27 protein-coding genes and 1 tRNA gene are annotated in these 22,440 nt (G+C 65.9%); 12 read left to right on the top strand and 16 right to left on the bottom strand.

The window, feature by feature from the left end:
- Positions 1 to 63 precede the first annotated feature (63 nt).
- The 5 genes from ACVCAG_RS22265 to ACVCAG_RS22245 form a co-directional block, all read right to left on the bottom strand.
- On the bottom strand, positions 64 to 1,455 hold the full coding sequence (locus ACVCAG_RS22265) for an FAD-dependent oxidoreductase (protein ID WP_440085384.1): 1,392 nt from the start codon (positions 1,453 to 1,455) through the stop codon (positions 64 to 66).
- Positions 1,452 to 1,751 carry a ferredoxin gene (locus tag ACVCAG_RS22260; protein ID WP_447190225.1) on the bottom strand — a complete coding sequence of 100 codons (300 nt, stop codon included), beginning with the start codon at positions 1,749 to 1,751 and terminating at the stop codon, positions 1,452 to 1,454. Before ACVCAG_RS22260 ends, ACVCAG_RS22265 begins: the two co-directional genes overlap by 4 nt.
- A 600-nt stretch (positions 1,752 to 2,351) precedes the next feature.
- A complete protein-coding gene (locus tag ACVCAG_RS22255; RefSeq protein WP_447190224.1) occupies positions 2,352 to 2,906 on the bottom strand; it encodes an ATP-binding protein in 555 nt (184 codons plus the stop codon).
- Between the two features lie 194 nt (positions 2,907 to 3,100).
- A complete protein-coding gene (locus ACVCAG_RS22250) occupies positions 3,101 to 3,472 on the bottom strand; it encodes an anti-sigma factor antagonist (RefSeq protein ID WP_440085381.1) in 372 nt (123 codons plus the stop codon).
- Between the two features lie 201 nt (positions 3,473 to 3,673).
- A complete protein-coding gene (locus ACVCAG_RS22245) occupies positions 3,674 to 4,042 on the bottom strand; it encodes an STAS domain-containing protein (RefSeq protein WP_447190223.1) in 369 nt (122 codons plus the stop codon).
- 279 nt (positions 4,043 to 4,321) lie between these two features.
- Here ACVCAG_RS22245 and ACVCAG_RS22240 point away from each other — a divergent pair, with 279 nt between their 5' ends.
- The 4 genes from ACVCAG_RS22240 (at position 4,322) to ACVCAG_RS22225 (ending at position 6,256) form a co-directional block, all read left to right on the top strand.
- Complete coding sequence (locus ACVCAG_RS22240; protein WP_440085379.1) at positions 4,322 to 4,681, top strand: GNAT family N-acetyltransferase; 360 nt, start codon at positions 4,322 to 4,324, stop codon at positions 4,679 to 4,681.
- Between the two features lie 501 nt (positions 4,682 to 5,182).
- Entirely contained in the window at positions 5,183 to 5,302 is a 120-nt protein-coding gene (locus tag ACVCAG_RS22235) for a DLW-39 family protein (RefSeq protein ID WP_211264163.1), read from the top strand.
- Positions 5,303 to 5,331: 29 nt separating this feature from the next.
- Positions 5,332 to 6,069, top strand: a complete 738-nt coding sequence (locus ACVCAG_RS22230) for an HAD family hydrolase (protein WP_447190222.1) — start codon at positions 5,332 to 5,334, stop codon at positions 6,067 to 6,069.
- Positions 6,070 to 6,183: 114 nt separating this feature from the next.
- Positions 6,184 to 6,256: transfer RNA gene (locus ACVCAG_RS22225), tRNA-Ala, on the top strand.
- Between the two features lie 61 nt (positions 6,257 to 6,317).
- On the opposite strand, the gene ACVCAG_RS22220 is transcribed toward ACVCAG_RS22225, so the two are convergent.
- The 9 genes from ACVCAG_RS22220 to ACVCAG_RS22180 all read right to left on the bottom strand — a co-directional run bounded on the left by ACVCAG_RS22220 (position 6,318) and on the right by ACVCAG_RS22180 (position 14,383).
- On the bottom strand, positions 6,318 to 7,388 hold the full coding sequence (locus tag ACVCAG_RS22220) for a tyrosine-type recombinase/integrase (protein WP_440085377.1): 1,071 nt from the start codon (positions 7,386 to 7,388) through the stop codon (positions 6,318 to 6,320).
- Positions 7,389 to 7,525: 137 nt separating this feature from the next.
- A complete protein-coding gene (locus ACVCAG_RS22215) occupies positions 7,526 to 7,780 on the bottom strand; it encodes an excisionase family DNA-binding protein (protein WP_440085376.1) in 255 nt (84 codons plus the stop codon).
- Complete coding sequence (locus tag ACVCAG_RS22210) at positions 7,777 to 9,528, bottom strand: replication initiator (RefSeq protein WP_440085375.1); 1,752 nt, start codon at positions 9,526 to 9,528, stop codon at positions 7,777 to 7,779. Before ACVCAG_RS22210 ends, ACVCAG_RS22215 begins: the two co-directional genes overlap by 4 nt.
- Positions 9,525 to 9,719, bottom strand: coding sequence for a hypothetical protein (locus tag ACVCAG_RS22205; RefSeq protein WP_440085374.1), 195 nt, complete (start codon positions 9,717 to 9,719; stop codon positions 9,525 to 9,527). The genes ACVCAG_RS22210 and ACVCAG_RS22205 overlap by 4 nt, the downstream gene beginning before the upstream one ends.
- Positions 9,719 to 11,164 carry an FtsK/SpoIIIE domain-containing protein gene (locus ACVCAG_RS22200; protein WP_440085373.1) on the bottom strand — a complete coding sequence of 482 codons (1,446 nt, stop codon included), beginning with the start codon at positions 11,162 to 11,164 and terminating at the stop codon, positions 9,719 to 9,721. Before ACVCAG_RS22200 ends, ACVCAG_RS22205 begins: the two co-directional genes overlap by 1 nt.
- 86 nt (positions 11,165 to 11,250) lie before the next feature.
- On the bottom strand, positions 11,251 to 11,664 hold the full coding sequence (locus ACVCAG_RS22195) for a plasmid replication, integration and excision activator (RefSeq protein ID WP_440085372.1): 414 nt from the start codon (positions 11,662 to 11,664) through the stop codon (positions 11,251 to 11,253).
- 119 nt (positions 11,665 to 11,783) lie between these two features.
- On the bottom strand, positions 11,784 to 12,518 hold the full coding sequence (locus ACVCAG_RS22190; RefSeq protein ID WP_440085371.1) for a GntR family transcriptional regulator: 735 nt from the start codon (positions 12,516 to 12,518) through the stop codon (positions 11,784 to 11,786).
- Positions 12,519 to 12,940: 422 nt separating this feature from the next.
- Positions 12,941 to 13,300 (bottom strand): hypothetical protein, encoded by a 360-nt coding sequence (locus ACVCAG_RS22185; protein ID WP_440085370.1) that lies wholly within the window; start codon positions 13,298 to 13,300, stop codon positions 12,941 to 12,943.
- Between the two features lie 297 nt (positions 13,301 to 13,597).
- The gene (locus ACVCAG_RS22180; RefSeq protein WP_440085369.1) at positions 13,598 to 14,383 is read right to left on the bottom strand and encodes a UTRA domain-containing protein; all 786 of its coding nucleotides are present in this window, start codon (positions 14,381 to 14,383) and stop codon (positions 13,598 to 13,600) included.
- A 73-nt stretch (positions 14,384 to 14,456) separates the two neighbouring features.
- On the opposite strand from ACVCAG_RS22180, the gene ACVCAG_RS22175 reads away from it, so the two are divergent.
- The 3 genes from ACVCAG_RS22175 to ACVCAG_RS22165 all read left to right on the top strand — a co-directional run bounded on the left by ACVCAG_RS22175 (position 14,457) and on the right by ACVCAG_RS22165 (position 17,070).
- Positions 14,457 to 14,906, top strand: a complete 450-nt coding sequence (locus ACVCAG_RS22175; RefSeq protein ID WP_440085368.1) for an NUDIX domain-containing protein — start codon at positions 14,457 to 14,459, stop codon at positions 14,904 to 14,906.
- Positions 14,907 to 15,681: 775 nt separating this feature from the next.
- Complete coding sequence (locus ACVCAG_RS22170; protein WP_440085367.1) at positions 15,682 to 15,909, top strand: hypothetical protein; 228 nt, start codon at positions 15,682 to 15,684, stop codon at positions 15,907 to 15,909.
- Between the two features lie 558 nt (positions 15,910 to 16,467).
- The gene (locus ACVCAG_RS22165; RefSeq protein WP_440085366.1) at positions 16,468 to 17,070 is read left to right on the top strand and encodes an RDD family protein; all 603 of its coding nucleotides are present in this window, start codon (positions 16,468 to 16,470) and stop codon (positions 17,068 to 17,070) included.
- Here the strand turns inward: ACVCAG_RS22165 and ACVCAG_RS22160 are convergent.
- The gene (locus ACVCAG_RS22160; RefSeq protein WP_440085365.1) at positions 17,005 to 17,544 is read right to left on the bottom strand and encodes a hypothetical protein; all 540 of its coding nucleotides are present in this window, start codon (positions 17,542 to 17,544) and stop codon (positions 17,005 to 17,007) included. The two genes, ACVCAG_RS22165 and ACVCAG_RS22160, sit on opposite strands and share 66 nt — an antisense overlap.
- A 1,200-nt stretch (positions 17,545 to 18,744) precedes the next feature.
- Between ACVCAG_RS22160 and ACVCAG_RS22155 the strand changes: the two genes are divergently transcribed.
- Positions 18,745 to 19,242: an AAA family ATPase gene (locus tag ACVCAG_RS22155; protein WP_440085364.1), complete on the top strand. Its 498-nt coding sequence runs from the start codon at positions 18,745 to 18,747 to the stop codon at positions 19,240 to 19,242.
- A gap of 39 nt (positions 19,243 to 19,281) precedes the next feature.
- Here ACVCAG_RS22155 and ACVCAG_RS22150 read toward each other — a convergent pair whose 3' ends face one another.
- Positions 19,282 to 19,443, bottom strand: coding sequence for a hypothetical protein (locus ACVCAG_RS22150; protein WP_440085363.1), 162 nt, complete (start codon positions 19,441 to 19,443; stop codon positions 19,282 to 19,284).
- 213 nt (positions 19,444 to 19,656) lie between these two features.
- On the opposite strand from ACVCAG_RS22150, the gene ACVCAG_RS22145 reads away from it, so the two are divergent.
- From ACVCAG_RS22145 to ACVCAG_RS22130, 4 genes are all read left to right on the top strand, one after another.
- Positions 19,657 to 19,929, top strand: a complete 273-nt coding sequence (locus tag ACVCAG_RS22145) for a hypothetical protein (protein ID WP_440085362.1) — start codon at positions 19,657 to 19,659, stop codon at positions 19,927 to 19,929.
- Between the two features lie 279 nt (positions 19,930 to 20,208).
- Positions 20,209 to 20,790 (top strand): hypothetical protein, encoded by a 582-nt coding sequence (locus tag ACVCAG_RS22140; protein ID WP_440085361.1) that lies wholly within the window; start codon positions 20,209 to 20,211, stop codon positions 20,788 to 20,790.
- A 659-nt stretch (positions 20,791 to 21,449) separates the two neighbouring features.
- Positions 21,450 to 21,797: a hypothetical protein gene (locus ACVCAG_RS22135; protein ID WP_447190221.1), complete on the top strand. Its 348-nt coding sequence runs from the start codon at positions 21,450 to 21,452 to the stop codon at positions 21,795 to 21,797.
- Positions 21,798 to 21,849: 52 nt separating this feature from the next.
- Positions 21,850 to 22,362: a hypothetical protein gene (locus ACVCAG_RS22130; protein WP_447190220.1), complete on the top strand. Its 513-nt coding sequence runs from the start codon at positions 21,850 to 21,852 to the stop codon at positions 22,360 to 22,362.
- Positions 22,363 to 22,440: the final 78 nt, after the last annotated feature.

The following is a 22,440-nucleotide window of genomic DNA, read 5'->3' as shown; positions in this document are numbered from 1 at the left end:
CGGTTGATCTAGGTTGAGCCCCGTGAAGCCGGGTGAAGCTCGTTCGAGGCCGGTCGAACCTGGTCAGCCGCCCGGCCGTGCGAACGCCACGCGCCGCTCGCTCGGCTCGTGGCCGGTGACCATCACCGTTGCTCCGTGGGTGATGATCACCGGGTCGGGGAAGTGGGCGGGCACGGGCCTCATGTCGGCGGGCTGGTCGGGTGTTGGGCAGGGAGGCGGGAAGGGCGCCGCCGTCTCGATCAGATGCCGGTAGTGGTCGAGCCACTTGGCGTTGTCGAAGCTGACCGCCGCGGTGACCCGGCCGCGGTAGCCGTACGCGGCGACGAACCGGTGTTCCTCCACCGATCCCTGCGTCACGACGACCTCGTCCGACAGGACCGGGACACCGACGGATTTGATGTTGACGCCGAACTGCGTCGACCAGAACGCCGGCATGGACAGGTGCGGCCAGCGGTCGGTCGGGGAACTGACCATGTTGTGGGCCGCGACCTGGGCCTGTTCCACCGCGTTGGCCCAGTGTTCCAGCGACAGGAACCGGTACTCGTAGACCGGGTGCGGGCAGCGTGCCACGTCCCCGGCGACGAAGACGTCGTCGGTGACCAGGCCGTTGACGTCGAACGCCCGGCAGCCCGAGTCGCAGGCCACGCCCCAGACACCGGCGGCAAGCCCCGAGTCCCGCAGCCACTCGGTGTTACGCACCCCGCCGAGCGCGACCACCACCACGTCGGCGTCGACCGTGCCGCCGTCGGAGAAGTGGGCGCGGCGCACCCGCCCCCGCTCGTCTCCCTCCAGCCGCGCGACCTTGACGCCGCAGCGCAGATCGACGCCGTGGGCACGCTGGAGGTTCGCGGCGATCGAGCCGATCATGCTTCCGAGCGCTCCCACCAGCGGGGCCTCGGCGACCTCGGCGACGGTCACCGGTATGTCGCGCTCGCGGCACACGGAGGCGATCTCGGAGCCGGCGAAACCGGCTCCGATGACGAGTACCCGGCCGGGTCCGGCGGCCAGCCGCTCCCGCAGGCGGCCGGAGTCGTCGCACGTGCGTACCACGAACACGCCGTCCAGGGCGGCCTCGGCCTCGTCGGTCCAAAGTCTGGCGCGCACACCGGTGGCGATCAGCAACTTGTCGAAGGGGATCTCCCGCCCGTCCGCGAGCTCGACCCGCTTGCCCGCGAGGTCCAGCGCGGAGGCGGGCACGCCGAGCAGCCACTCCGCGCCGATCTCGCGGCGCCGGGGCAGCGCGGTGCCGTTCGCGGGCACCCAGCCGGTCAGGACCTGCTTGGACAGCGGGGGCCGGTCATAGGGTTCGCACGCCTCGTCCCCGACGAGGGTCAGCGAGCCCGTGAAGCCCTCGTCACGGAGCGCCTCCGCGGCCCGCAGTCCCGCGAGTGAGGCGCCGACGATGACGATGCGGCCTTCGCGCCTGAACATCTCCTCGCTCCGCTCGCTGGTCACGCCGTCGCCGTTCCGTTCGCTGTCGCGGCCGTTGGCCCCGTGCCGGACGCCGCTGTCGCGGACGTCGCCGTTCCGGTGGTCATCGCGGGCAGGATCGCGGTCACGTCCAGCCAGTCGACGAGGATCGCCTGGACCGGGCAGGCCGCCGCCGCGCGCAGGACCTGGTCCCGTTGCGCCTCATCCGGACTGGAGTGGAACATGAGCGCCTCCTCCCCCCGCATCCGGAACGTGTCCGGAGCCAGGAAGGCACACTGCGCATATCCCTGGCATCGCGCCAGGTCGACGACGACCCTCATACGGACCATCCCTTCCGAACCTTCGTACGGCTGAGTGAGACGGAGAGAACCGGGACGGCGAGGTCGATTCCGGCGGGCGGCGGCCCTGGCGCCTGTCCCGGCGGGCGGCTCCGCGTGCGGCCGGGGACTCTGTGGGGTTCGAAGGGTTCCGAAGCCCTCGAAAGGGCGGGAGAAGCGGCGGACACGAAGGACTGGGCGTGCGGTTCCGGGGTGGGACGATGTCCCCGGCCGATTCCGGAGAACATCAGACATCCCCCCGTGACACCACCTGTTAAGGCGCTGACCTGCCTAAATAGGCTAACCCGGACATTCGGCCGGTACATCGTCCTTGCGCCAGAGGACGGTCAAGGATTGCGTACGGAGAGAGAGGATCGATGACGGAAAGATGACGCGTGACACGTCTCGCCACGATGAAGCCGGGGGCCGGACGCCGCGGGCGCAGCTCATCCACGCCACGGGCGCCGACCTCACGCCCGCCGAGGATGCTCGCCGGCGCGCGGTCCCACTCCCCGGCCACGCCTGACCGAGGTCGAGGCTCGGGGTGACCACGTGGCGATCATCAGGGAGGGCCGTCAAACCCCCGGGACCTCCCGGGATCTCTCAGAACGAAACCTGGAGCTCGCCCTGGCCGGGATCCTCCCGTACGGAATCGGCGGTGCTCCGCACGGGATCGGGTGTGCCGGGTGTGCCGGATGTGCTGGATGTGTTGAGGTCGTCGAGGTCGTCCTGCGCGGAGTCGGCCGAACCGGCGGCCCCGCTCCGGGCCGCCGGAAGGCCGAGTCGCATGCGCAGGCGGACGCGCGACCCCTCCTCCATCTGCTCGATGGTGAACTCGTCGCACAGCTGGTTCATCAGCCACAGGCCGAACCCTCGCACGGTGCCCGTGGGGCGTTCGCTGGGGACGTGCCAGCGGCTCAGGAGACCCAGGGTGTCGGTGACGTCGACGGTCAGATAGGTCTCGTTCTGCCAGATGGCCAGCGTGCCCTTGCCCCCGCCGTGCTCCAGGATGTTGATGACCGCCTCGTTCGTGACGAGAAGGAGGTCGTCCAGCCGTTCGCCCCGCATGCCGGCTCGAACGGCATGATATTGGAGACGATCCCGCAGAGCGCTGAGATCCTCGTCGATCGGCCACTGCTGGCCGTGGTCGCCGGTCACGACACCCCCTTGAGGTCGCCTTGTCTGGCAGTCACCGGGGGGCGAGCCGACTTGCTCCAGAATCAGGGCGTTGCTGACGAGTTACACGATGCTAGACACCTGCCCGCTCATTGCCAACTTACGACCGCCTGAGCCAACAGATGTTCGCTCGGTCGTCTCCTGGGAAGCGACGGCCGATCGGGGCCCGGGATCCGCTACGACGGCCGGCTCGGCCGCAGCACCTTGAGGGCGTCGGCCACGGTGGGTTGGACGCCGAAGGCCTGGGCGAGACCGGTCAGGTGGAAGAGCCTCTCGAGGCGGGGGTGCAGATTGACCAGGATGATGCTGCCGCCGCGGTCCTGGACGGTCTGGCGGGTGGTCAGGAAGCTCTGGATCCCCGTGGAGTCGCAGAAGGTCAGATCGGTCAGGTCGATGACGAGATCGCGCCGGCCCTGGCCGATGGCCTCCTGCAGGTCGTGGTGGAACCGCTCGGCGTTGCTGTAGTCGAGCTCGCCGGCCAGGGCCAGAAGAAGCATCTCCTCCACGGCGGGGTCGGACACGTCGGTCACGCGGACGGCAGCGCTCACGGATATACCTCTGCAGACAGTCGATGGGAGGAAGACTCGGCCGGGGGGCAGCCGCCGGGCGTGGCGCTCGAACCGGAACCGGAAGGCGGTGGCCCGATCACGATCCCCTTGGGACCGAGAGCCGTTCTGGTCACTCTCAGCGTACGATCCCCCGAATTCCTCTAGAGAACCCTTACGGTACAACTGAGGAGCAATCAGCCGTTATCCCACTGTGGTTACGGTGCCCGGACCCACGCTGAACACCTCTGTCCAGCCGCACAGCTCGACGATCCGCCGCGTGTGCGGACGAAGACCCTCGACGATCAACTTCCGGCCGCCCGCCATCCCGAACGCCGTCTCCGCCAGCACTCTCAGGCCGCCGACGTCGACGAAGTCGACTCTGCGGAGGTCGGCGTACAGATCGCCATCGGTCCGTTCCACGGCCATGGCGAGCGCCCGTACCAGGACGCGCCGCGTGCAGAGGTCGATGTCTCCCTCGCAGTGCACACCGGCGGGTCGGTCGGTGAAGAGAATGCGCAGTGAACCGTGGTCGACGTCACCTGTCATCGCGATCACCTTCTGGGTGCGCATGAAGGTCAGTCAACATCTGTCGTGTCGGCACAGATGGGTCGGCTGATCGCCATGGGGTGCCGGCCATGCCGGACACCTGTTCCCATCATCCTTCAATCGGACGGCTACCGGTACGTTTCACAGCCTGCGAGTTTCGTGCCTCGAGAGTCGGCTACCCGGCGTGTTCGATCGGATACCTCCTCGCGGCCGAGACCTCCGCCGCCCGCTCCCCGGCGAGGTTCTCCGGCTCGCCGCCCGGCGGGGACACCCGGTGCGGGAGCGGGTAGGCGGGGACCGGGAATGAACGCCGCGCGGGATCGGCTGACCGAGGAACCGCCGTACGACCGTACGGCGGCCTGGCGAAGGAGGACCTCCATGCAGGCGGACGTCAAGCTCTCCCCCGGCGGTGATTCCTACGTGGTGGAGGTGGACGGCAGGCAGGCGGGGAAACTGGAGTTCATCCGGCGTGACGGGGTCATCGTCTACCCGCACACCACGGTCCAGCCGGAGTACGAGGGCAGGGGGGTGGGGTCCGCCCTCGTCCGTACGGCGCTGGACGCGGCCCGCGCGGAGAACGCGAAGGTCGTCGCGCTCTGCTGGTTCGTGCGGGAGTGGATCGACCGTCATCCCGACTATGCCGATCTCGTCGAGAGCGCCTGACCGCTCCGACCTTGAGGCTCCACCGGCCCGGCAGGCCCGGCGGCCCTGTTTGCAGGCTCCACCGATCCGGTAGGCCCGGCAGGACCGGCGGGCCCGGTAGGCCCGGCGGGCCCAAAAGCTTCATACCAAGCGGGTTTGTGTCATTCGCGCTCCGCGTAATCAGGCCGGAGCCGGCGAATGCGCTGGTCGTGGTCATGGCGGGCGGCATCATTCCCGGCCGGACGGAGACCGGAACTTCCCGGAAGGTAAAGCGGGAGCGTCACGGGGGTTATCGTGAGAACCAGGACGGTTTCGCGATAAGACTCACGGCAGATTGTGATCGTCGGAACGCGTGCCGTGCGGCATGATACTGAAAATCACCCGGTTGGTGTGGATCGGCCCTGGTGGCTTGTCGTGCAGACCGGATCATGGCCCGATCCCTTGCTAGGCTGCAGGGAACCGTTCGAACCGGGCGTTGTCTCACCCCGGCAGGTGAGACTTCTCAAGAAGTGGGGTCACACCGTGAAGAAGTTGCTCGTTCTGGCGCTCGTCGCCCTCGGGGGGCTGCTGGTCTGGCGCAAGGTGCAGGCCGACCGCGCCGAGCTTGACCTGTGGACCGAAGCCACCGGCAGCGAAAACTGACAGACGCGGCTACCGATTCGGGTGCTTTCATGGTCCTTGCCCAAGATGGAATAACACCCATCAGGCTTGTCTGCCTGGATCTGGCAGGCACCACGATCGGCGATGTCGCCATGGTCGAGCGGGCGTTCGCCGAGGCGATCGCCACGCAGGGCATCGTCCCCGGGACCGGTGCGTACGCTCGCGCCATGGTGCACGTGCACCGGTCCCGGGGATGTTCCACGATCGATGTCTTCCGGGGGATCTTCCCGGACAACGAGGCCCAGGCCCAGGCGGCCAATCTGACCTTCGAGCGCTCCTACGAGGGCGCCATCGCACGCGCGGGCCTGGTCCCGCTGCCCGGGATCGTCGAGGCACTCGACAAGCTCCGCGGTGCCGACATCAAGGTCTGCCTCATCACCGGCTTCAGCCGCACCACGCTCAGCCGCGTGCTGAGCACCCTGAGCTGGTCCGAAAAGATCGACCTCGCCCTGTGCCCCGAAGACGCCGGACATGGTCGCCCCCTGCCCAACATGGTCCTCACCGCGGTCATGCGCCTTGGCGTCGAGGACGTCCGCCAGGTCGCGGTCGCCGGTGACTCCGAGAGCGACATGCTCTGCGGCCGCCGCGCGGGCGCCTCGGTGGTGGCCGGCATCCTGACCGGCGTCCACAGCAAGGAGCGTCTCCTCAACGGCGGAGCCACCCACCTTCTCGACTCCGTCGCGGACCTCCCCGAACTCCTCCTCGGTGTCACGCCGGTCGCACCCCCCGTCGTCGCCGCCGTTCACTGAAGCCCGCCCCGCCACGCGGATCCAAGTGGCGTAGGAGCGGTTCCTGTTGCTACCGTGTACGACTGAAGCAGGTCGTGTGCGAGGGTGTCTCCCCAGGCCACCGGCTTGAATCTCGGGGCCTTAGCTCAGTTGGCAGAGCGCCTGCTTTGCAAGCAGGATGTCAGGAGTTCGAATCTCCTAGGCTCCACTCCCTCTCGGACAGACAGAAGCCCAGGTCAGGCATGTTGCCGCAACCTGGGCTTTGATCTTCATTCGGCCTTCTTCCGCTCCCGTGCCCGTTGCGTGCCCGATCCCTTCGCCAATGCCCCACGGGCGAGACCATCGAGCTTCCGTGCCACCTCCCGCTGCCGCTCGTCGGTCGAGTGCTGGTAGACCATCGCGGCCCGCGTGCTGGAGTGGCCCATGCGCTCCATCAGCTCCCGGATCGATGCCCCGGCGTTCGCGGCGAGGGTGTTTCCGGTGTGCCGCAGGTCGTGAAAGTGGATCTTCGGAAGGCCCGCGTTCACGAGAGCCTGAGCCCAGACACGGCGGTTGAAGTTGGTGTTCCGAAGCGGCCCGTCATCCGGCCCCGCGAAGATCAGCCCCTTGTCGCCGTCCTGGGTGAAGTCCTTCACGTGCGCCCGCAGGTCCTCGATGATCAACTCGGGGATCACCACCGTCCGCTTGCCCGCCGCCGACTTGGGTTCGGTGAAGACGAGCCCCTTGCCGGTGAGCTGCATCAACTGACGTTCCACGCGCACGGTCCCGGCGTCCAGGTCGAGGTCTCGGCGCTGAAGGCCGGCCAGCTCCCCCCACCGCAAACTGCCGAAAGTTCCCAGCAGCACCAGCGCTCGGTAACGCGGCTCGATGGTGTCAGCGAGCTCGTAGACCTGGGCCACCGTGAGCACCGGCCGTTCCGGCGACTTCTCCTGACCGGCGCCCTTGATCCGGCAGGGGTTCCTCTTGATGAGCTGATCATCCACGGCCGTGGTGAGAATCGCCTTCAGGAGCCGGTACGCCTTCGCCACGGTGACCTCACTGACCCCCGCGTCCAGCAGCTTTTTCCGCCACCGCCGGATGTGCGGGTCCTTGATCTCGCTCAGTGCCTTCTCGCCGAAGGTCGGGACGAGGTGGGCGCGGAGGAGATAACCGTACAGCTCGACCGTACGCAGGCGGAGATTCGGCCGCTCGTCGATCCAGGCCCGCCCGTACTCCCCTAGCGTGATCTTTCCTGCGTCAGGATCGATCCACTCGTCATCGAGGATCTCCGCTTCTTTTCTGGTCAGCCAGACCTCAGCGTCGGTCTTGGTGGTGAAGGTCTCCGGTGCGGGGCGGTCCACCCCATCCGGACCGGTGTAACGAGCCTGGAACCGGCCGGAGGGCAGTTGCCGAACGCGTCCGAAGCGCCTCTTGGAAGGCTTCCTCTTACGCGAACGTCGGGGTTCCTCGTCAGAAGTAGCCGGTGTTGTCCTGGCCATTACGCGGCCCTCCTGCGACGTGTGGTGGTGATCGGCTCGACCAGCCCGGCAGCGATGAACGCCTCAAGAGCCGCTTCGGGGATACGGACGTTGCGCCCGATGTGAATGAAGGCGATACGACGTTCTTCGATCAGGCGACGAGGGAAGCGGACCGAGGTGTTCAGCCGTTCGGCCGCCTCTTCGACGGTGAGCAGCCGGCCCCGTGCGAGTTCCGGGAGGAGCGAGACAGGCTCTTGCCTGGTCTTCCTGGTCATGCCGCCACCCCCAGGGCCGGAGTTGCCGAAAGAGTTGGAACAGGGATGCCGTCTGCTCTGGCCTGAAGTTCGGCCAGGCGTGCCTTGGTGCGGTGGCGGTCGGCGACCCCGCGTAGCAGTCGTTTGGCCAGAGGGGTGCGGTTGGGGTCGCTGGTCGAGACCGGCCGCCAGACATAGCGGTGGGAGTCGGTCACGGTGTCGTCGGGCAGGCCGAGCATGTCGAGGACCCAGGCCCGGCGGTCGGCCTTGTGCTCGCGCAGGGTCTTGTTCGACCACTTGCGCGAGACCAGGACGCGGCGTCCGGCGTAGCCGAGGTGTTCGGCCTTGTGGGCCTTGCCCTTGCACCGGCCCGGCAGCATGCCCGCTTTGGCGCCCTTGGGCTGGATGCCGTAGCGCAGCCAGTTCGGGCAGGTGGCCGAGCAGGGTTCGTAGCGCAGCGCCTCAACCATCCGGGTGGCGTGGTCACGGCGTGCGGGGTTCTCGGTGGCGGGGTCGTCAGGGTCGAGGGGGTCGCCGAGGCTCTTGGTCAGGTACTTGGTGAGGTAGCCGATGCGCTTGTGCGCGTCCGGTGATCCGGCGACGAGGCCCTGAACATCGACCTGAGCACCGAAGCGCAGCACGTGCAGGGGTTCGGCCTCGTCGTCTTGGTCGAGCTGGTCGAGGGCCTCGTCCCAGGTGGGCAGCAGTTCCCCGGTAGCGGGGTCGAGGTAGTCGCCGCTCTGTCCGTCCGGGTAGGTGGCGCCCTCGCCCAGGTCGGCCCGTGGTGCCCAGATGGGCAGGTGCTCCCCGTCGAAGCGGACCTCAGTGACCGATGGCCACCACACTTGGTGGTAGGTCGCGGCGGCAATCGCCTTGATCTCCGCGCGGGGCATGGTGCCGCGGATTGCCATGTGCAGGTGCGGGGCGAGCCGCTTTTGTGGTTCGACGGTGGCGAAGTACTGCACGTCGTAACCCGCCACCCGCCGGAGGTTCTGCACGAAGCGGTCGACGAGCTTGGAGAAGTGCAGGGCGTCACGGGCAGCCGCCGCGTAGTCGTAGGTGCTCGGATCGGCCGGCACGCCCAGGCCGGAGCGGATCTTGCCGTACGAGGGAAGGGTGAGGGTGACGAACAGCGACGGCCGGTAGACCTTGCCATCGGGGGCGATGAAGGTCCGGCCGAGGGTGGTGTCCTGCTTGGCCCGCTTGGGCAGGTCCGGTGCATCCTGGCGACGCCTGGTCGACCGCGACCGCTTGGGAGTTGTCCGCCCGCCGAGGACGTTGCCGCGCATCCCGGCGGCGTTGATCTCCGCATCGATGCCCGCGATGGCCTCGTCCCAGTCGGCGACCTCTTCGCCGTTCCTCTCGGCCGCATCCCGTTTGGCTTCCACGTCGGCCCGGAACTCGATCAGCCATTTCTGGTCATCGGTGGAGGGGTGGGGGGCGGCGACGGGTTCGTGGTCGAGGTGCCAGCCTTCCCGGCATTGCGCCCGGCGGAGCTGCTGATTGCGTTTGGCGCACGGCGGGCACTTGGCTTCCTGCGTGGTGCCGCAGGGGATGTCGAACGGTTCACTCTGGCCGGTGTGGGTGTCCAGGCGTCGCATCTCGATGGGGCGGATGCACACGCCATTGAGCTTGGCGACCTCGATGGCCACGTCCAGAGCGACGGGCAGGGTGTCGCGGACGAGGCGGGGAAGGGTGCGGTCAGCGCCGTTCGGCGGGGTGTCGGTTGAAGGGGTGTCGGTCGGGGAGGGAGTGAGGGTGTCGGTCACATGGCCCCCTTCGGGTCGACGAGGTCGGCGCAGATCCGGTAGGTGTCGCGGTAGGGGTGTTTGCGCAGCCGCGCGGAGTCCAGGTCAACGATCACCGTCACCTCTGCGAGGTCGGAGCCGTCAACGGTGCGCAGTCGCCGGAAGGGAAGACCCTCGATCTGGGCGGGGGTGGCGTGCAGGATGATGCGCATCAGGCCGCCCCGTCCATTTCGATCGGCAGGGTGTCGCTGGTGACTAGGGCCGCCATGTCTCTGATGTCGGCATCGGAGACGTAGGCCGCGCGGATCCGGATCGGGTCGGGTGAGGTCTCCAGCCGGACGTAGGCGACGCCCGCGCCCTGTTCGGGGATGGGTGAGATGTGATCGGCCAGCGCTCCCCTGTCGCGTGCGCCGTCGCCGAGGACCATGTCCACCTGTTCCGACTCGTCCAGGCGGAGTGCGATCTTGTCGGGGAACAGGTTGCGGATGTTCACGACCTCCTTGCGCGGGTCCTGGAGAGCGGCCATCACGCCGAACCCGACCGCACGGCCTTGGGTGGTCAGCGTCGCCAGCGCAGCGGAAATGCGGAGCTTGAGGCCCTTGTCGGACTGGTAGGCGGTCAGGAACGCCACCTCGTCGACGAGCACCAGGACGAACGGGTCATCGAGGGTGGGGGTGTGGGAGCGCTGGAGTCCGGCGTAGCGGTCGGCCCGCTCTTGCATGATCTTCACGGCTGCTTCCAGCAGATCGGCGCAGGCGGCTGGATCGGCGGCGTAGCGGTCGGCGAAGATTTCGCGTCCGTAGGACAGTTCCATTCGCTTGGGATCGAGTGCCCAGACCTCAGCGATGCCCGCCTGGACCGCCGGGAGGAGGCCACGGATGGCCGACCACAGGAATGAGCCCTTGCCCGCGCCGGTCGCGCCCGCGATCAGCACGTGTGTGCCGTGGACCTTGAGCAGGTACGGATGGCCGTCCTCACATGTACCGATTTCCACCGGCCCCACCGAGGCAATCACCGGGAGCGGAACCGCCGGCAGCGGGACGGCCAGCGGGTCACGGCGGGGAAAGGTCAGCTGGAGGCGACCGGCCCGCACGATGGCCACCCGGCAGGAGGAGGCGCCGAAGCCGTGGGCGAGGTTCTCGATGCGGTCGGACCAGTCCTTGACCGATTGGCCGCTGATCATCTTCACCGTGACCACGTCGGCCCAGGAGGTACAGCGGATGCGGACGAGGTGGGGAAGGTAGTCGCGGCCCTGGAGGTGACGACCTAAGCCGGAGATGATCATTACTGGTTGCCAGTGACGGCGGTAGATCCACACCAGGCGCCACCAGGCCAGCAGGCGCCAGCCCACCCAGCGCAGGAACGAAGCCCGATCCAGCAGCGCCCAGAGGGTTGTGTTCAGGACGAGCACGGCGAGCGGAACGACGGCGAATTCCCAGCCGTACAGGAGGCCGAGCACGGCGGGAACAGCAAGCAGGGTCACGATGACCGGGTGACGCCAGACGAGCCGGATCACCCCGACCAGCAGACGCCACAGGAAGATCGTGATGGTGAAGATGGCGGGGGTCCGCACCACGGCCGGGCGAAACACCACAGCAGTGTCGGGGGTCGTGGTGACGAGGGTGCGTGCCTCGTCACCGGGCAGTTTTTTGAACATTAGGCTGGAGCCTCTTCCTTGAGTTCGCGTGAGAGGGAGAACCGAGGGGCCGCCGGAATGCCAGTTCCAGCGGCCCCGCTTTCGTGTCAGGCCGCAGCGCTCTGCTTGGTCGAGGCCGCAGCGGATCGGGGAGCGCGCATCGCCCTGGCGCGCAGAGACCAGGCCAGCCGGCCGGTCTTCTCAGCGACGTAGGCGGTGGCGGTCATGCCGTCGAACTCGACCGGGACGAACGGCATGTTGGGCAGCGCGGGCGGGGGAACCGGCTGGACCGGGGCCAGGATCTTGACCGCCACCGTTTTCTGGGTGGCCTTGAGGGTGGGGTCTGCGTCCATGACGGCGACCTGCCAGACGAGTTCGCCGGTGGTCTTGTCCTTGGCGTAGACGGTGCGTCCGCCGGTGGAGGCGGTGAAGTCCTTGACCTGCTCGACGTCGCCGACGATGTAGCAGCCGTGCGGGAAGACCTGGTCGAAGCTGACGGGGATGGGGCCTTGGATGGCCATGATGTGTTCTCCTGTTGTCTAGTCGGTCTATCGCTAACTCGTACTGTCGAGTTGAAGCTAATTGATGAACGGGTGCTCGACAAGACGAGTTTCCGTTCAGATGTGTGTCCTACGTCACACTACAGAGAGTAGGTGTCTTCCAGTTCGTGAAGCGTCCCCGGTAGGGCGACCTCGATGACCATGACCTGACGGTTCCCAGCGAAGACCCGAGCCGTCACCCCCATGACCGCCGCACTCTTGCCCAGCCCCAACAGCTTGATCTCATCGGCCGTAGGGTGACGAGCCGCCAAGCGCTCGATGACGTGATCCAGCCGCAGGCTCTTAACCGCTTGCACGTGCTGGCGAATGCCCACCGTCAACGGCAACGCCTTGCCAAGATCGGTTCCCTCGGCCAGCTCGATCGGACACCAGAAGGTGACCAACTCGCACGGCTGATCACCGTCGCTCAACAAGACCCGGCGCATCATGACCGGCGCCCCGGTGGGCAGAGCCAACGTCGCCGCGATGTTCGCCGGAGCCGGACGCGATCCCGCCTCCAGTACCGCAGCGCCCTGGTTGGCTTCCGCGCGATCCAAGACGGCACGGCCAGGCCGGGAGAAGTCCTCCTCAGCCAGCGGGGGCGCCATCTTCACATACGAGCCCTTGCCATGCTCCCGATCGATGAAGCCCCGCAGCTGCAACACCTGGAGTGCTCGCACCACAGTGGGACGACTGACCGCGAACTCCCGGATCAGCTGCGTCTCCGAGGGCAGCAAGGAACCGGGCGGATAGGTGCCGTCCGTGATCTTCTGCCGGATCTGCGCAACGATCTGGGCGTACTTCGGAGGCGCGTACTCCTCGCCGGAAACAGACATATTAACAACCCAACTACTCGACTTATCGTCAGCATAGATGCGAACTCCCGACTTGAAAAGCGAGCACCCTCGCAGGTGGGGAGTGTGGTGATGCGAGACCTCCGGCGCCCTCCGCAACCAGTCACCGCACCACCACACTCGTCTACCGAGCCCGCCCAGCCAGCAACGCCGACCAAACAGCCCGAGCTTCAGTGATCCTCCACGGACGGGTGTCATGGATCTGATGATCGCCATCGCGTCGAACGGTCCGCCTGATGAACCCCTGGCCGGCACCAACATGGAGTTCGTAGATCGTGGCTCGACACCCACACGTCCAGGACTCCGGTTGCGCCCTCCCCAAAGCCCCGTTCGGCTTCCGCCACTCCAGGCGCACATGATCACGCTGAACCAGAAGCACATGCGGACTGATCCCGAGGCACTCATCAGACAGGGTCAGCACGATGACCCCCCGCCCTCTCAGCAGGCAGCGGATAAGCCTTCCGAAGATCGGCGTAGCGGAACGCCACCCGCCGCGCGGCCCGGTCAGGTTCTTCCGCCGCATGCCAGGCGTACAGCACCCGTCCGCGCCTGGCGTCCAAGCGCCCCGTACTCCACCAGAAGGTCAGGCCATCGGACCAGACCGTCAATCCCGTCCAGACCGACACCACGGCCAGCCCGTAACCGTCGTTGACGTCGGCATTGATCCCACACCGTCCCAACGCCGCCCGCAGAGAATCCGCCGCTCTCACTGGCGAACAGGCATCGCCGAGGATCAGCCGTCCCGTAGGCAGCAGGAGACTCATGTGCCGGTCCGCATCAGCGACGCCGGATTGACCTTCTGTCCCTGACACAGCGAGCAGTCATCCCGGACACGGATGAAAGCCAGGGCCGCCCCCGGTAGACCGCCGATCAGGCCACGTCGCTGGCTGACGTACTTCCACCCTTTGCCGCCGCATGAGATGCATGGTTGCTCCGTCACGCCGTGCGACCTCCTCAGCTCAATCCCTACGCCTGATCGATCAGCCTCCAATAGACGTCTGCTCGACTAGAGGAGTAGTGCGTAAGACATTTATGACTCCTCTAGAGGAGTACGTCAAGTCCTACCGCGCAGGCAACTCATACGAGAGCACATAGGCATCGCTGGACATCACCGTGTCGCACACCTCCACCGCGCGACCATCGGTGGCATACGCCGTACGAACCAGGCGAAACACCGGAACACCCGGCGCCAGCTTCAGCGCCCGCACCTCATCACGCAGCGGCATCCGCGAACGGATCTCCTCCACGAAGTGATCCAGCCGAAACCCCAACTCCTCCAGGCGGGCATAGATCCCACCCGGACCACTGTCCGGCTGCGCGATCTGCGTATCCCGCGCGATCTCCGCCGGAATGTACGACACCGCCGTCTCTACCGGCTGACCGTTGATCAGATACCGACGTGAGCGTCGGATCACGTGATCCTCCGAAGAGATCCCGAGCTTCTCGGCCACCTCCGCCGACGCCCGCTCTTCGGTGATCTCGATGGAGTCGACGGACGGCTTGCCGCCGGCCCCTTCGGTCTCCGCGATGAACGCCGCCTTGCCCTGCTCCCGATGACGACGAGCGAACCGGTCGGAGGCCAGCCGCCGCACCGGAGGATGCGAGCGGACGAAGACGCCGCGTCCGTGCTCGGCCACGGTCAGCCCCTCGCTTTGAAGGACCTGGAGTGCGTTGCGGATGGTCATCCGCGCGACGCCGTAATGTTGCATGAGCTGAGCTTCCGAGGGCACCTTGTCACCTTCGGCCAGGACGCCCTGCTCGATCGCATGCCTGATGTGGTCGGCGATCTGCCGAAAGACAGCCCGATCACTGGTCGGGTCCAGACCCGGCAACGGCAGCTCGGCCACGACCAACTCCTCAACTCGTACATACGTGTACCGCAGCTTGAGAATAGCGATCAGCCGCCCCGGAGGACATCCGATGGATCACCACCCGCAGCACTCCGTCAGCGTGGCAGGCGTGATCATCGACGACCAAGGCCGAGCACTCCTCACCCAGCGCAGAGACAACGACCACTGGGAAGCACCCGGCGGCGTCCTCGAACGCGACGAGGACATCACCACCGGCCTACTTCGAGAGATCCACGAAGAGACCGGCCTGACGGTCGAGCCCGTCACCTTGACCGGTGTCTACAAGAACATGACACGCGGCATCGTCGCCCTGGTCTTCCGCTGCAAGGTCATCAGCGGCCACCTCACCGAAACCGACGAAGCCCGCGCCTTCCGCTGGGTCACCGCGGACGAGGTCTCATCACTCGCATCCGAAGCATTCGCGATCCGCGTCCTCGACGCCATGCATCAGCACCAGGCGCCGGCCATCCGCCACCACGATGGCACCCGTCTACTCGGATCTTCACAGCTTCACGAGTAACTGCCGAATTGTTCTTATGGGTATCAAGGCGGCGGCGCGGCGCGCCGCCGCACGGCCCGCCGCCCGCCCGCCGGCCGGGCATGCGGCCTGGGGGCCGGTCCCAGCCGACGGCGGGACTCAGGGCCGCGCGCCGCACCCAGCACCCGCCGTACCCGGCCAACCCACCGCACCGAGGCCGCACCGCCGCCCCATCTATCGCCGTCGAGCTCGCATCACTAAGAAAACAGCGACGGCCACAACCACAAAAAATAAAATTTCGAGCCAGCCCAGACCAAACATGCACGTCCCTTCCAGGCGAGATCACTGGCCTCTACAGTGTTCGCCCGGACGAGCTTGGTCAAGGCCGTTTGCACTCCCGGCTGGAGCCTCCACCCGATGAAGTCAGGGCTTTGAAGTACGAGTACAGCCCTCACGATCGCCTGATGAGGGCTGATCTCCGTTCAGGGTCGGGGGCGATCGAAGGTCTGGGACTTCGTTCCTCAGCCCCAGCCCGCCGGGCACCAGGGCGATGAAGGGGCAACTGTTCCCCGTGCCCTCCTCGTGCCCGTTGCGTGCCCGTCAGGAGGGGGACCAAGGGGGACTCACGGGGAACCACGGATACTCGGCCCTCTCCCCCGCAGGTCAGTGCTTCCCCAGATCAGCGACCAGGTGCGCTAGAGACTTCCCAAGCTGACAGCGCGGTTCGATTCCCGTCGTCCGCCCCAGAGAAGAAGGCCGCTCCGGAGGAAATAGCAACCGAGAAGATCGGGTAGGGCAGGTCTGCGATGCTTTGGATGTGGAGATCAACGCAATAACTGAGGACGAGGTTGTCGTCATTCTGAGCCGCGACGATGTCTCCCTGATCAACAACGCGCTCAACGAGGTCTGTAACGGCATCCACCTAGATGACGCCGACCTTCACACGCGCATGGGCTTCCGCAGAGACGAGATCCAAGCCATTCTCAAAACGATCAACCATGCGGGTCGTCAGATGAAGGAGCTTGGAAACAGGCGCAGGTCCTAGACACACCCCTTACTCGTACGGCGTGCCCGTCGTGTGCCCGATGGGACGGGAAACGAGGGGGAACAGCGGGGAGTCACGGTGAACGCGATCAGGGCTGTGAGCTGCGTCTTCACAGGTTGAGCAAGATCGGTATCCGTCTTTGCAAGCAGGATGTCAGGAGTTCGAATCTCCTGGGCTCCACAGCCAAAACACCCATCCCCTGATCCTGGTATGAGGCATCCGGGCCATTAACGGGCCATTAGCTCACTCAGGCCGCTGTGGCCGTCTCGCCGCCATCGTTCTCCCCGGCCGATGATCCGCCGGCCGGCCCGGGACTTGGGCGGACCGAGCAGCATCTCTACCCCCTCCAGTTCAAGGCGGCGGCGCGGCGCGCCGCCGTACCCGGCCCTCTGTCGCACGCCGTCCGGGCGTGCGGCGTGGGCGCCGGTCCCGGCCAGCGGCGACCCGGGCCGTAGCCGTACCGCGCACCCGCCGTACCCAACGAATCCGCCGACCCCAGCGCCGCGTCGCCCCTCATGATCTCCCGCCGCTCTAGTTTCATCCGTCACACTGACTGGCATGACGACGGCCCCCCCATCCCTGGTAACACGAACTCTCGCTGCAAGGCGTCACCGTTTTATAGCTCTCCTTATCGATAACCTGATTTTTTACATAGCAATCTCGCCAATCTATCCGCTGCTTGTTGAAGACCCCGAGGTGTCTGAAGAATCGGTCCTCATCAGTTATCTCAACCCGTACGCCGGGAATTCCAATTGGCCAATCGAAGTCGCGGTCACCGTCCTGTTGGCTGTCTATTTCTGGCTGCAACACGCACTGTGGGGCCAGACGCTCGGCAAGCGACTTTACCGCTTGAAGGTGGTGTCCAGTACAACTGGAGAACCACCGGGCCTCAGCCAGGCGGGAATTCGAGCCCTTGTCCACCCAGCCCTCATGTTGACGCCGTATTCCGGGGTGCTGATCAACCTGGTCGACGCGCTGTGGATATTCGTCGGCCCGAAGCGCCAATGCCTACATGACGTGATTGCCGGAACCGTCGTGGTTGATCTTAGCGACCCCAACAGGAAAGGGTTCGGAGGACCCGGTTTCCTGTTTGGCTTAGGCATCATCCTCACTCTCCTCACAGCCCTCGTGCTGTTCATCTCCCTGGTAATGCCGAAGTAGCCCATTGTGCCGACTGGAAACACAACCTCCGGCGGGGGCACTCGGTTCCGAGGGGAGAGAGTCGACGAACGCTTCAGCCTTGGGTTGGCTCATGCCCTCTTTGCTCCGTACAAGGAACACGGCCTCCTTCCGGCGGCCGGCGGAGACCAGGTTGCGAACCCTGGTGGGAAGGTCACCTTCCCAGGGCATCGGGAAGTCCGGCAGAACATGCCCGGCTCGCAGGGTTTTCGCCACATCCTCTGCTTCGTCTTGAGATACCTGGCTCTCCTTCCTGATCAGCTCAATGGCGTCCGTGAACCTGCCCGCCTCGATGAGGTCGTGCGCTCGGACCTGTACTCCGACAGGAGTGACAAGGCCCAGATCGATGTGGACGCGTACCACGTTGGACCTTGCTCTCCAGTGACGGATCCCGAATCCAACGATCATGAGGAGGAGAAGAAAGAGAATCAAGCGAACCTGATCCAGATCGAACACATGTTGATCGTAGCGAGCAGGTATGACAACAGACAGATTCAGCTTGCGATAGCGACCGGTCGCATACCAAGGGCCACCTCCCTGATCGAGAAGTGGCCTGTCTGGTGCAGGAGTGACTGTGAACCGAGCTGCTCACCCAGCCGTTTGAGTGCCCTGCGCGTTTCCTCTGACGAGACCTCGCTGTAAATGTTCATGGTCACTGAGATCTGGCTGTGGCGGAGGATCCGTATCGCCACGCGTGGGGGACGTCCTGGATTTCCGAGCCATCCCGTAGGAAGTCTGTAAGCGCTATGAGCAGGGAGACCCGACCAACCCCAAGGCCGACATGCTCACTCACGCGTTCGGCGAGCCAGGGCTCGCGACGTACGTGGTCCTGGACGAGCAGCGTGAGGTGTGTCTCATCCGTGTTGAGTGGCCATGATCCTGCTTAATACGACGGCGGTACGGCAACGCCCGATGGGCACCAACGGTTTCAGTATCTGAGCCATGCCAAAAACCGGACCTCTGGGTGAGCAATTGAGTGACAACGATCACGGACGAGGCTGGACAACGGCGGATCACCGTGGACCGTAAGCCCAGGTGGGAGCGGGTATAGCCCATGGTCCCGCCCCCGCCTGGGTTGCTTTGAAAACAGGACGTCAGAAGTTCGAATCTCCTGGGCGCCACCATCCTCACGGGCACGAAGAGGCCCAGATCCCGGTGCCGGTGAGACTCCCGCCGCCCGCTCCAACGGCGCGTCGGCATTGCAGCGTTTCAGCTCAGGTTGATGGGGTTGGTGAGCGCCGCCATGTGCCCGCCGGGATGACGCACCTCGATGCGAACGAACGCCGACTCCTCCGCGCTGGTACGCCACTCCAAGGACCCTGATCCGTCGACGGGCGACGATTCGCGGTACACCTTCCCGCGATCGGTGTGAAAGCTGACAGTGCCGGATGGCACACCACGCACGTCCACCCGCACCACAGCCGGTCCGTCGCCGGTATCCAGCCGCTCCCCGATGCCTGGACTTCTGAGCCCTCCCGTCGGAAGTCCGTAGGCTCTATGAGAGGGGAGAGGAGACTCCAGCATGACCGCACGGCCGCAGGACTTCGACGTGGACGGGCGGAGACAGAAACCGCTGCGACATCGAGCCGTCGGCGGCCCGGAATCGATCGGTGACGACATCGAGGGGGCGAGTACGTCCTCGATTATCCTGTGGCGATGGGCATCAGGAACTACCTGGTCGAAGGAGTTTCCTGCACGGGCAAGACGTCGGTCTGCAAAGAGTTGCGGCGGCGCGGCTACCACGCCATCAACGGTGACACCGAGTTGGCTTATCAGGGCGATCCGGAAACAGGTAGGCCAACGGATAGCCTGGCGCACGAGAACCACATTTGGCAGGTAGACAAGGTAAGAGCCCTGGTCGCCGACCCGGATGAGGCGATGACATTCTTCTGCGGTGGTTCCAGGAATTTTTCTCATTTCATTGATTTGTTTGACGGCGTTTTCGTCCTGGAGGTCGACCTCGACACGCTGAATCAGCGACTTGACCAGCGACCGGAAGACGAGTGGGGCAGCAAGCCGGTGGAAAGGGAACTCATCGTGCGGTTGCACCGAACGAAAGAGGACATCCCGAAAAACGGCGTCCCAATCGACGCCACCGCGCCGCTCGCGCACGTCGTTGACGAGATCGTTCGTCGAACCGAAGCCAATAAATAGCCACAACCCGGGAAACCGGTCGAAAGCATCAGGCTTGCATCAAGAGCCCTTCGACGCCCGGCGCAACGGCACGCAGAGGAAGCGGGGCGTGCGGTACGCGTCCGTGACGTTCACCGAGGGCAGGGTGGGGCCGTACGCCGAGGAGAGCCTGCGGAGGTACCGCTCGGGGGCCAAGAAGGACTTCGAGCCGGCGGTGGCCACGTTGCGCGGATGCCGCTCATTGATGCGAGACGCAACGTGGACAGACCTGATCGTGCAGAACCTTCACCTCCTCTCCTCGGTTTCAGCACACCTCCATGCTTGGCTCCGCCCATGGGACAGGAACGGGACCTGGGGCGGCGTCTTGAGCCGGTTCCGGCCCGAACAGACACAACGAGGGAGGGCAGGGCGGGCTGCGTCGCTTTCTTCGCGGTGATGTCGCTGCCGGTGCTCGCGTTCGTGAACTGGGTCGTCGCGACGTCTGTCATCCGTGCCATCCAGTGTGAGCAGTACGAGCGGGGAGGCGTCCTGGACTGCGGTGGCTCGCCCGCGACGGGGGAAGCCTTCACCACCGGGGCGCTGTCGGCGGTTCCGGTGCTGGCCGTGCAGATGTCGCTGATCGGTTTCGCGATCCGGCGGGTTCGAAACGGGCCGCGCCCGCTCGCTCGGAGAAGACGCTCGCACCATGGAAGCCGTTTGCGTGAATGACCAGGTCGCGAAAATGGATCTTCGGAAGGCCCGCGCTCACGAGAGCCTGAGCCCAGACGCGGCGGTTGAAGTCGGTGTTCCGGAGTGGCCCGTCATCCGGTCCCGCGAGGATCAGCCCGTTGTCGCCGTCCCGGGTGGAGTCCTTCACGTGCGCCCGCAGGTCCTCGATGATCAGTTCGGGGATCACCACGGTCCGCCCGCCCGCCGCCGACCTGGCGCCGCACAAGGCCCGTCGCTCCGACTGCCCGGTGTCGCGGGGATGAGCGTTAAGGTGACGTCGTGATCAGCAAGCCGCCTGGGTTGCCCTTCGTGGTCGTTTTCTCAGCCGCGGCAGCCGTCGTCTTGACATGGGCCAGCTACCCGTACTGGTACGGGATCGAGATGTTCCTGTTCACGATCCCCGTTGGTGTGTTGCTGCTCGCTTACTGGGCCATTCGAATGGTGTGGGCCGAGCGCAAGGGAACCTTGGGAAGCTCCTCCAGCGGCCGCTGGATCATCCCGTGGTTCGTCGCGGGCGGCGTCATGCTCGCCCTCATAACCGACGCGCCGTTCTGGATACGCTTCACGCTCTCCGCACCCAGCATGGAGGCTTACGCCAAAGCCGTTGCCGAAAATCCCGACCGCGAAGAGCCCTGTCAGTGGGTGGGCCTGTACTACGTGTGCGGTGGACAACAGCACTTTAATGGTGATACCGGAGAAAAGGTGCCCGGCAGTGCGGAGTTCAGCGCCCAGGACTGGTTCCTGCACGACAACAAGGGCTTCCTCTGGCTGCCCTTCGGTGAGCCGGTCGAGACTTCCGACAGCAGCTACCGCCATTTGAAGGACCGCTGGTACGGCTACCAAGGCTGGGACAACTGGTAACCGGCCGGCCGTATCGGCTACAGCGCCGAGCCGGCCGACGACACCAGCGCGGTGTTCACCCCCGAAGAACTCGCCGACGACGGCATCGTCTTGATGATCTGAAGCCTTTCGAAGATCAGTACAGGTGCTGATCGGGTGTCCGGTCCCATGAGATGCCGATGCGGCCGGGCAGACCATGGGCCCGGTAAGGTAGCGATCTTCGGCTGGCTCAGGCTCCCGGAGTCCTTGAAGGCGAACACCCAGGATGAACCCTGACCGGACGCCCGAGCGCCTCCGTCTCGACGCCGCGCTGGACCGAGTGGCCGTCACTTTCCGCGGCATGACCGCCCGTCCCGACGAGCAGAACTGCGAGTGCCACTGGGGCGGCGCGGAAGACCTCGCCCGGTTGAAGGTGCCGGATGCGGAGTTGAGCCCTGACCGTCTGCGTGCCGCCTGGCAGGCCGAGGACTGGGATGACCACGCATCCGTGCTGCGCCGCATCCTGCCCCAGCTCTCCACGGCCCTCGCCGGCGGCCGCGCCGAGTCCTTGTTCGGCATCGAGGAGGTCGGGTATTCACTTGCTTTGGGCGAGTGGTGGCAGTGGCCCGCCGAGCAGGCCGCAGCGGTGCGGGAATTCCTGCACGCCTGGTGGGCCCACACTCACCGACCCGGATCCCGCTGTGCCCGCGCACGAGGTCCTCGCCCTGTGTGCAGAAGCCTCCACCACGCTCAGCCCATGGCTGCACACCTGGGAAGCACACACGCACGCCGTGGCCGACCAGCACCTGGCCGAAGCGGTGGCGCACTGGGAGTACCGCTTACTGGGGGATCAACTTCCCTGGGAAAGCTGGAACTGGGGGAACGAGGAGGAGACGCGTACCGAGTTGACGGCCTGGCTGATCTGCCACGCCCCTGTCCGGCTCCGTGCCCAGAACGCTCCCGCAGAACTGCTCCACCGGGTACGGCTGCTCGGTCTCACCGGCCCCGCTCGCTGGGAGGACCCGCACTGGCCCAACCGCACCTACTGAGCCACCGCCCACCGCTGATTTCTGTACTCAGCCTCCTAAGGAAGTAAGAATCTTGAACACTTTCGGTAAGAGAAAGGCCGCCACCAGTGACTATGCGTGGTGGGGCCAGTCCCGCTGGCCAGAGTTCTGCTTCACTTTCATCGCCAGACTCACGCCTGAAGAGGTGTTCCACCGGCTGCTCTACTGTCGGGTGTTCGGCGCGGAAGAAGCCGAGCTGTTCAGCGAGGAGCCGGAGAGCACGGCGTCGGACAGTCCTCACTTCGCCGAGGAGATCGAGGCGCTGGAGCCGGCCCGTCGTGTCGCCGCCGGCGACGTGGGCACCGAAACGCTTGACCGGCTGGAGCCGGCCGTCGACGACCTCGCGATGGCCTACCAGGCGACACCACCGGCCGAGTTGCTGGAACGGGTACGTCGGCACCTGTCGTACGTCTCGCACCTGGTCGACGCCAAGAAGACGTTCGCCGAGCACCGCCGTCTTCTCACGGCCGGTGGCTGGCTGGCGCTGCCGGCCTCCACCTGCCACATCGACCTTCGCCAGTTCGAGGCCGCCGGACCAACTGGGTGAAGACGACCACGGACGAGGCCGGACGACGATGGATCACCGTGGACCGTAAGCTCAGGTGAGAGCGGGTTCCGGTTCGGT

This window comes from Streptosporangium sp. G12 (assembly GCF_052983175.1).
The sequence above is the reverse complement of the archived record's forward strand: the minus strand, read 5'-3'. Positions and strand labels throughout refer to the sequence as shown.

Excerpts from the sequence above, each read along its gene's own strand:
- ACVCAG_RS22145 (WP_440085362.1), top strand. The coding sequence starts at position 19,657 with ATGTCGCTGCCGGTGCTCGCGTTCGTGAACTGGGTCGTCGCGACGTCT.
- ACVCAG_RS22155 (WP_440085364.1), top strand. The coding sequence starts at position 18,745 with ATGGGCATCAGGAACTACCTGGTCGAAGGAGTTTCCTGCACGGGCAAG.
- ACVCAG_RS22230 (WP_447190222.1), top strand. The coding sequence starts at position 5,332 with ATGGTCCTTGCCCAAGATGGAATAACACCCATCAGGCTTGTCTGCCTG.
- ACVCAG_RS22205 (WP_440085374.1), bottom strand. The coding sequence starts at position 9,719 with ATGCGCATCATCCTGCACGCCACCCCCGCCCAGATCGAGGGTCTTCCC.
- ACVCAG_RS22190 (WP_440085371.1), bottom strand. The coding sequence starts at position 12,518 with ATGTCTGTTTCCGGCGAGGAGTACGCGCCTCCGAAGTACGCCCAGATC.
- ACVCAG_RS22240 (WP_440085379.1), top strand. The coding sequence starts at position 4,322 with ATGAACGCCGCGCGGGATCGGCTGACCGAGGAACCGCCGTACGACCGT.
- ACVCAG_RS22260 (WP_447190225.1), bottom strand. The coding sequence starts at position 1,751 with ATGAGGGTCGTCGTCGACCTGGCGCGATGCCAGGGATATGCGCAGTGT.
- ACVCAG_RS22175 (WP_440085368.1), top strand. The coding sequence starts at position 14,457 with ATGGATCACCACCCGCAGCACTCCGTCAGCGTGGCAGGCGTGATCATC.
- ACVCAG_RS22215 (WP_440085376.1), bottom strand. The coding sequence starts at position 7,780 with ATGACCAGGAAGACCAGGCAAGAGCCTGTCTCGCTCCTCCCGGAACTC.
- ACVCAG_RS22195 (WP_440085372.1), bottom strand. The coding sequence starts at position 11,664 with ATGGCCATCCAAGGCCCCATCCCCGTCAGCTTCGACCAGGTCTTCCCG.
- ACVCAG_RS22185 (WP_440085370.1), bottom strand. The coding sequence starts at position 13,300 with ATGAGTCTCCTGCTGCCTACGGGACGGCTGATCCTCGGCGATGCCTGT.
- ACVCAG_RS22200 (WP_440085373.1), bottom strand. The coding sequence starts at position 11,164 with ATGTTCAAAAAACTGCCCGGTGACGAGGCACGCACCCTCGTCACCACG.
- ACVCAG_RS22245 (WP_447190223.1), bottom strand. The coding sequence starts at position 4,042 with ATGCGCACCCAGAAGGTGATCGCGATGACAGGTGACGTCGACCACGGT.
- ACVCAG_RS22165 (WP_440085366.1), top strand. The coding sequence starts at position 16,468 with ATGACGACGGCCCCCCCATCCCTGGTAACACGAACTCTCGCTGCAAGG.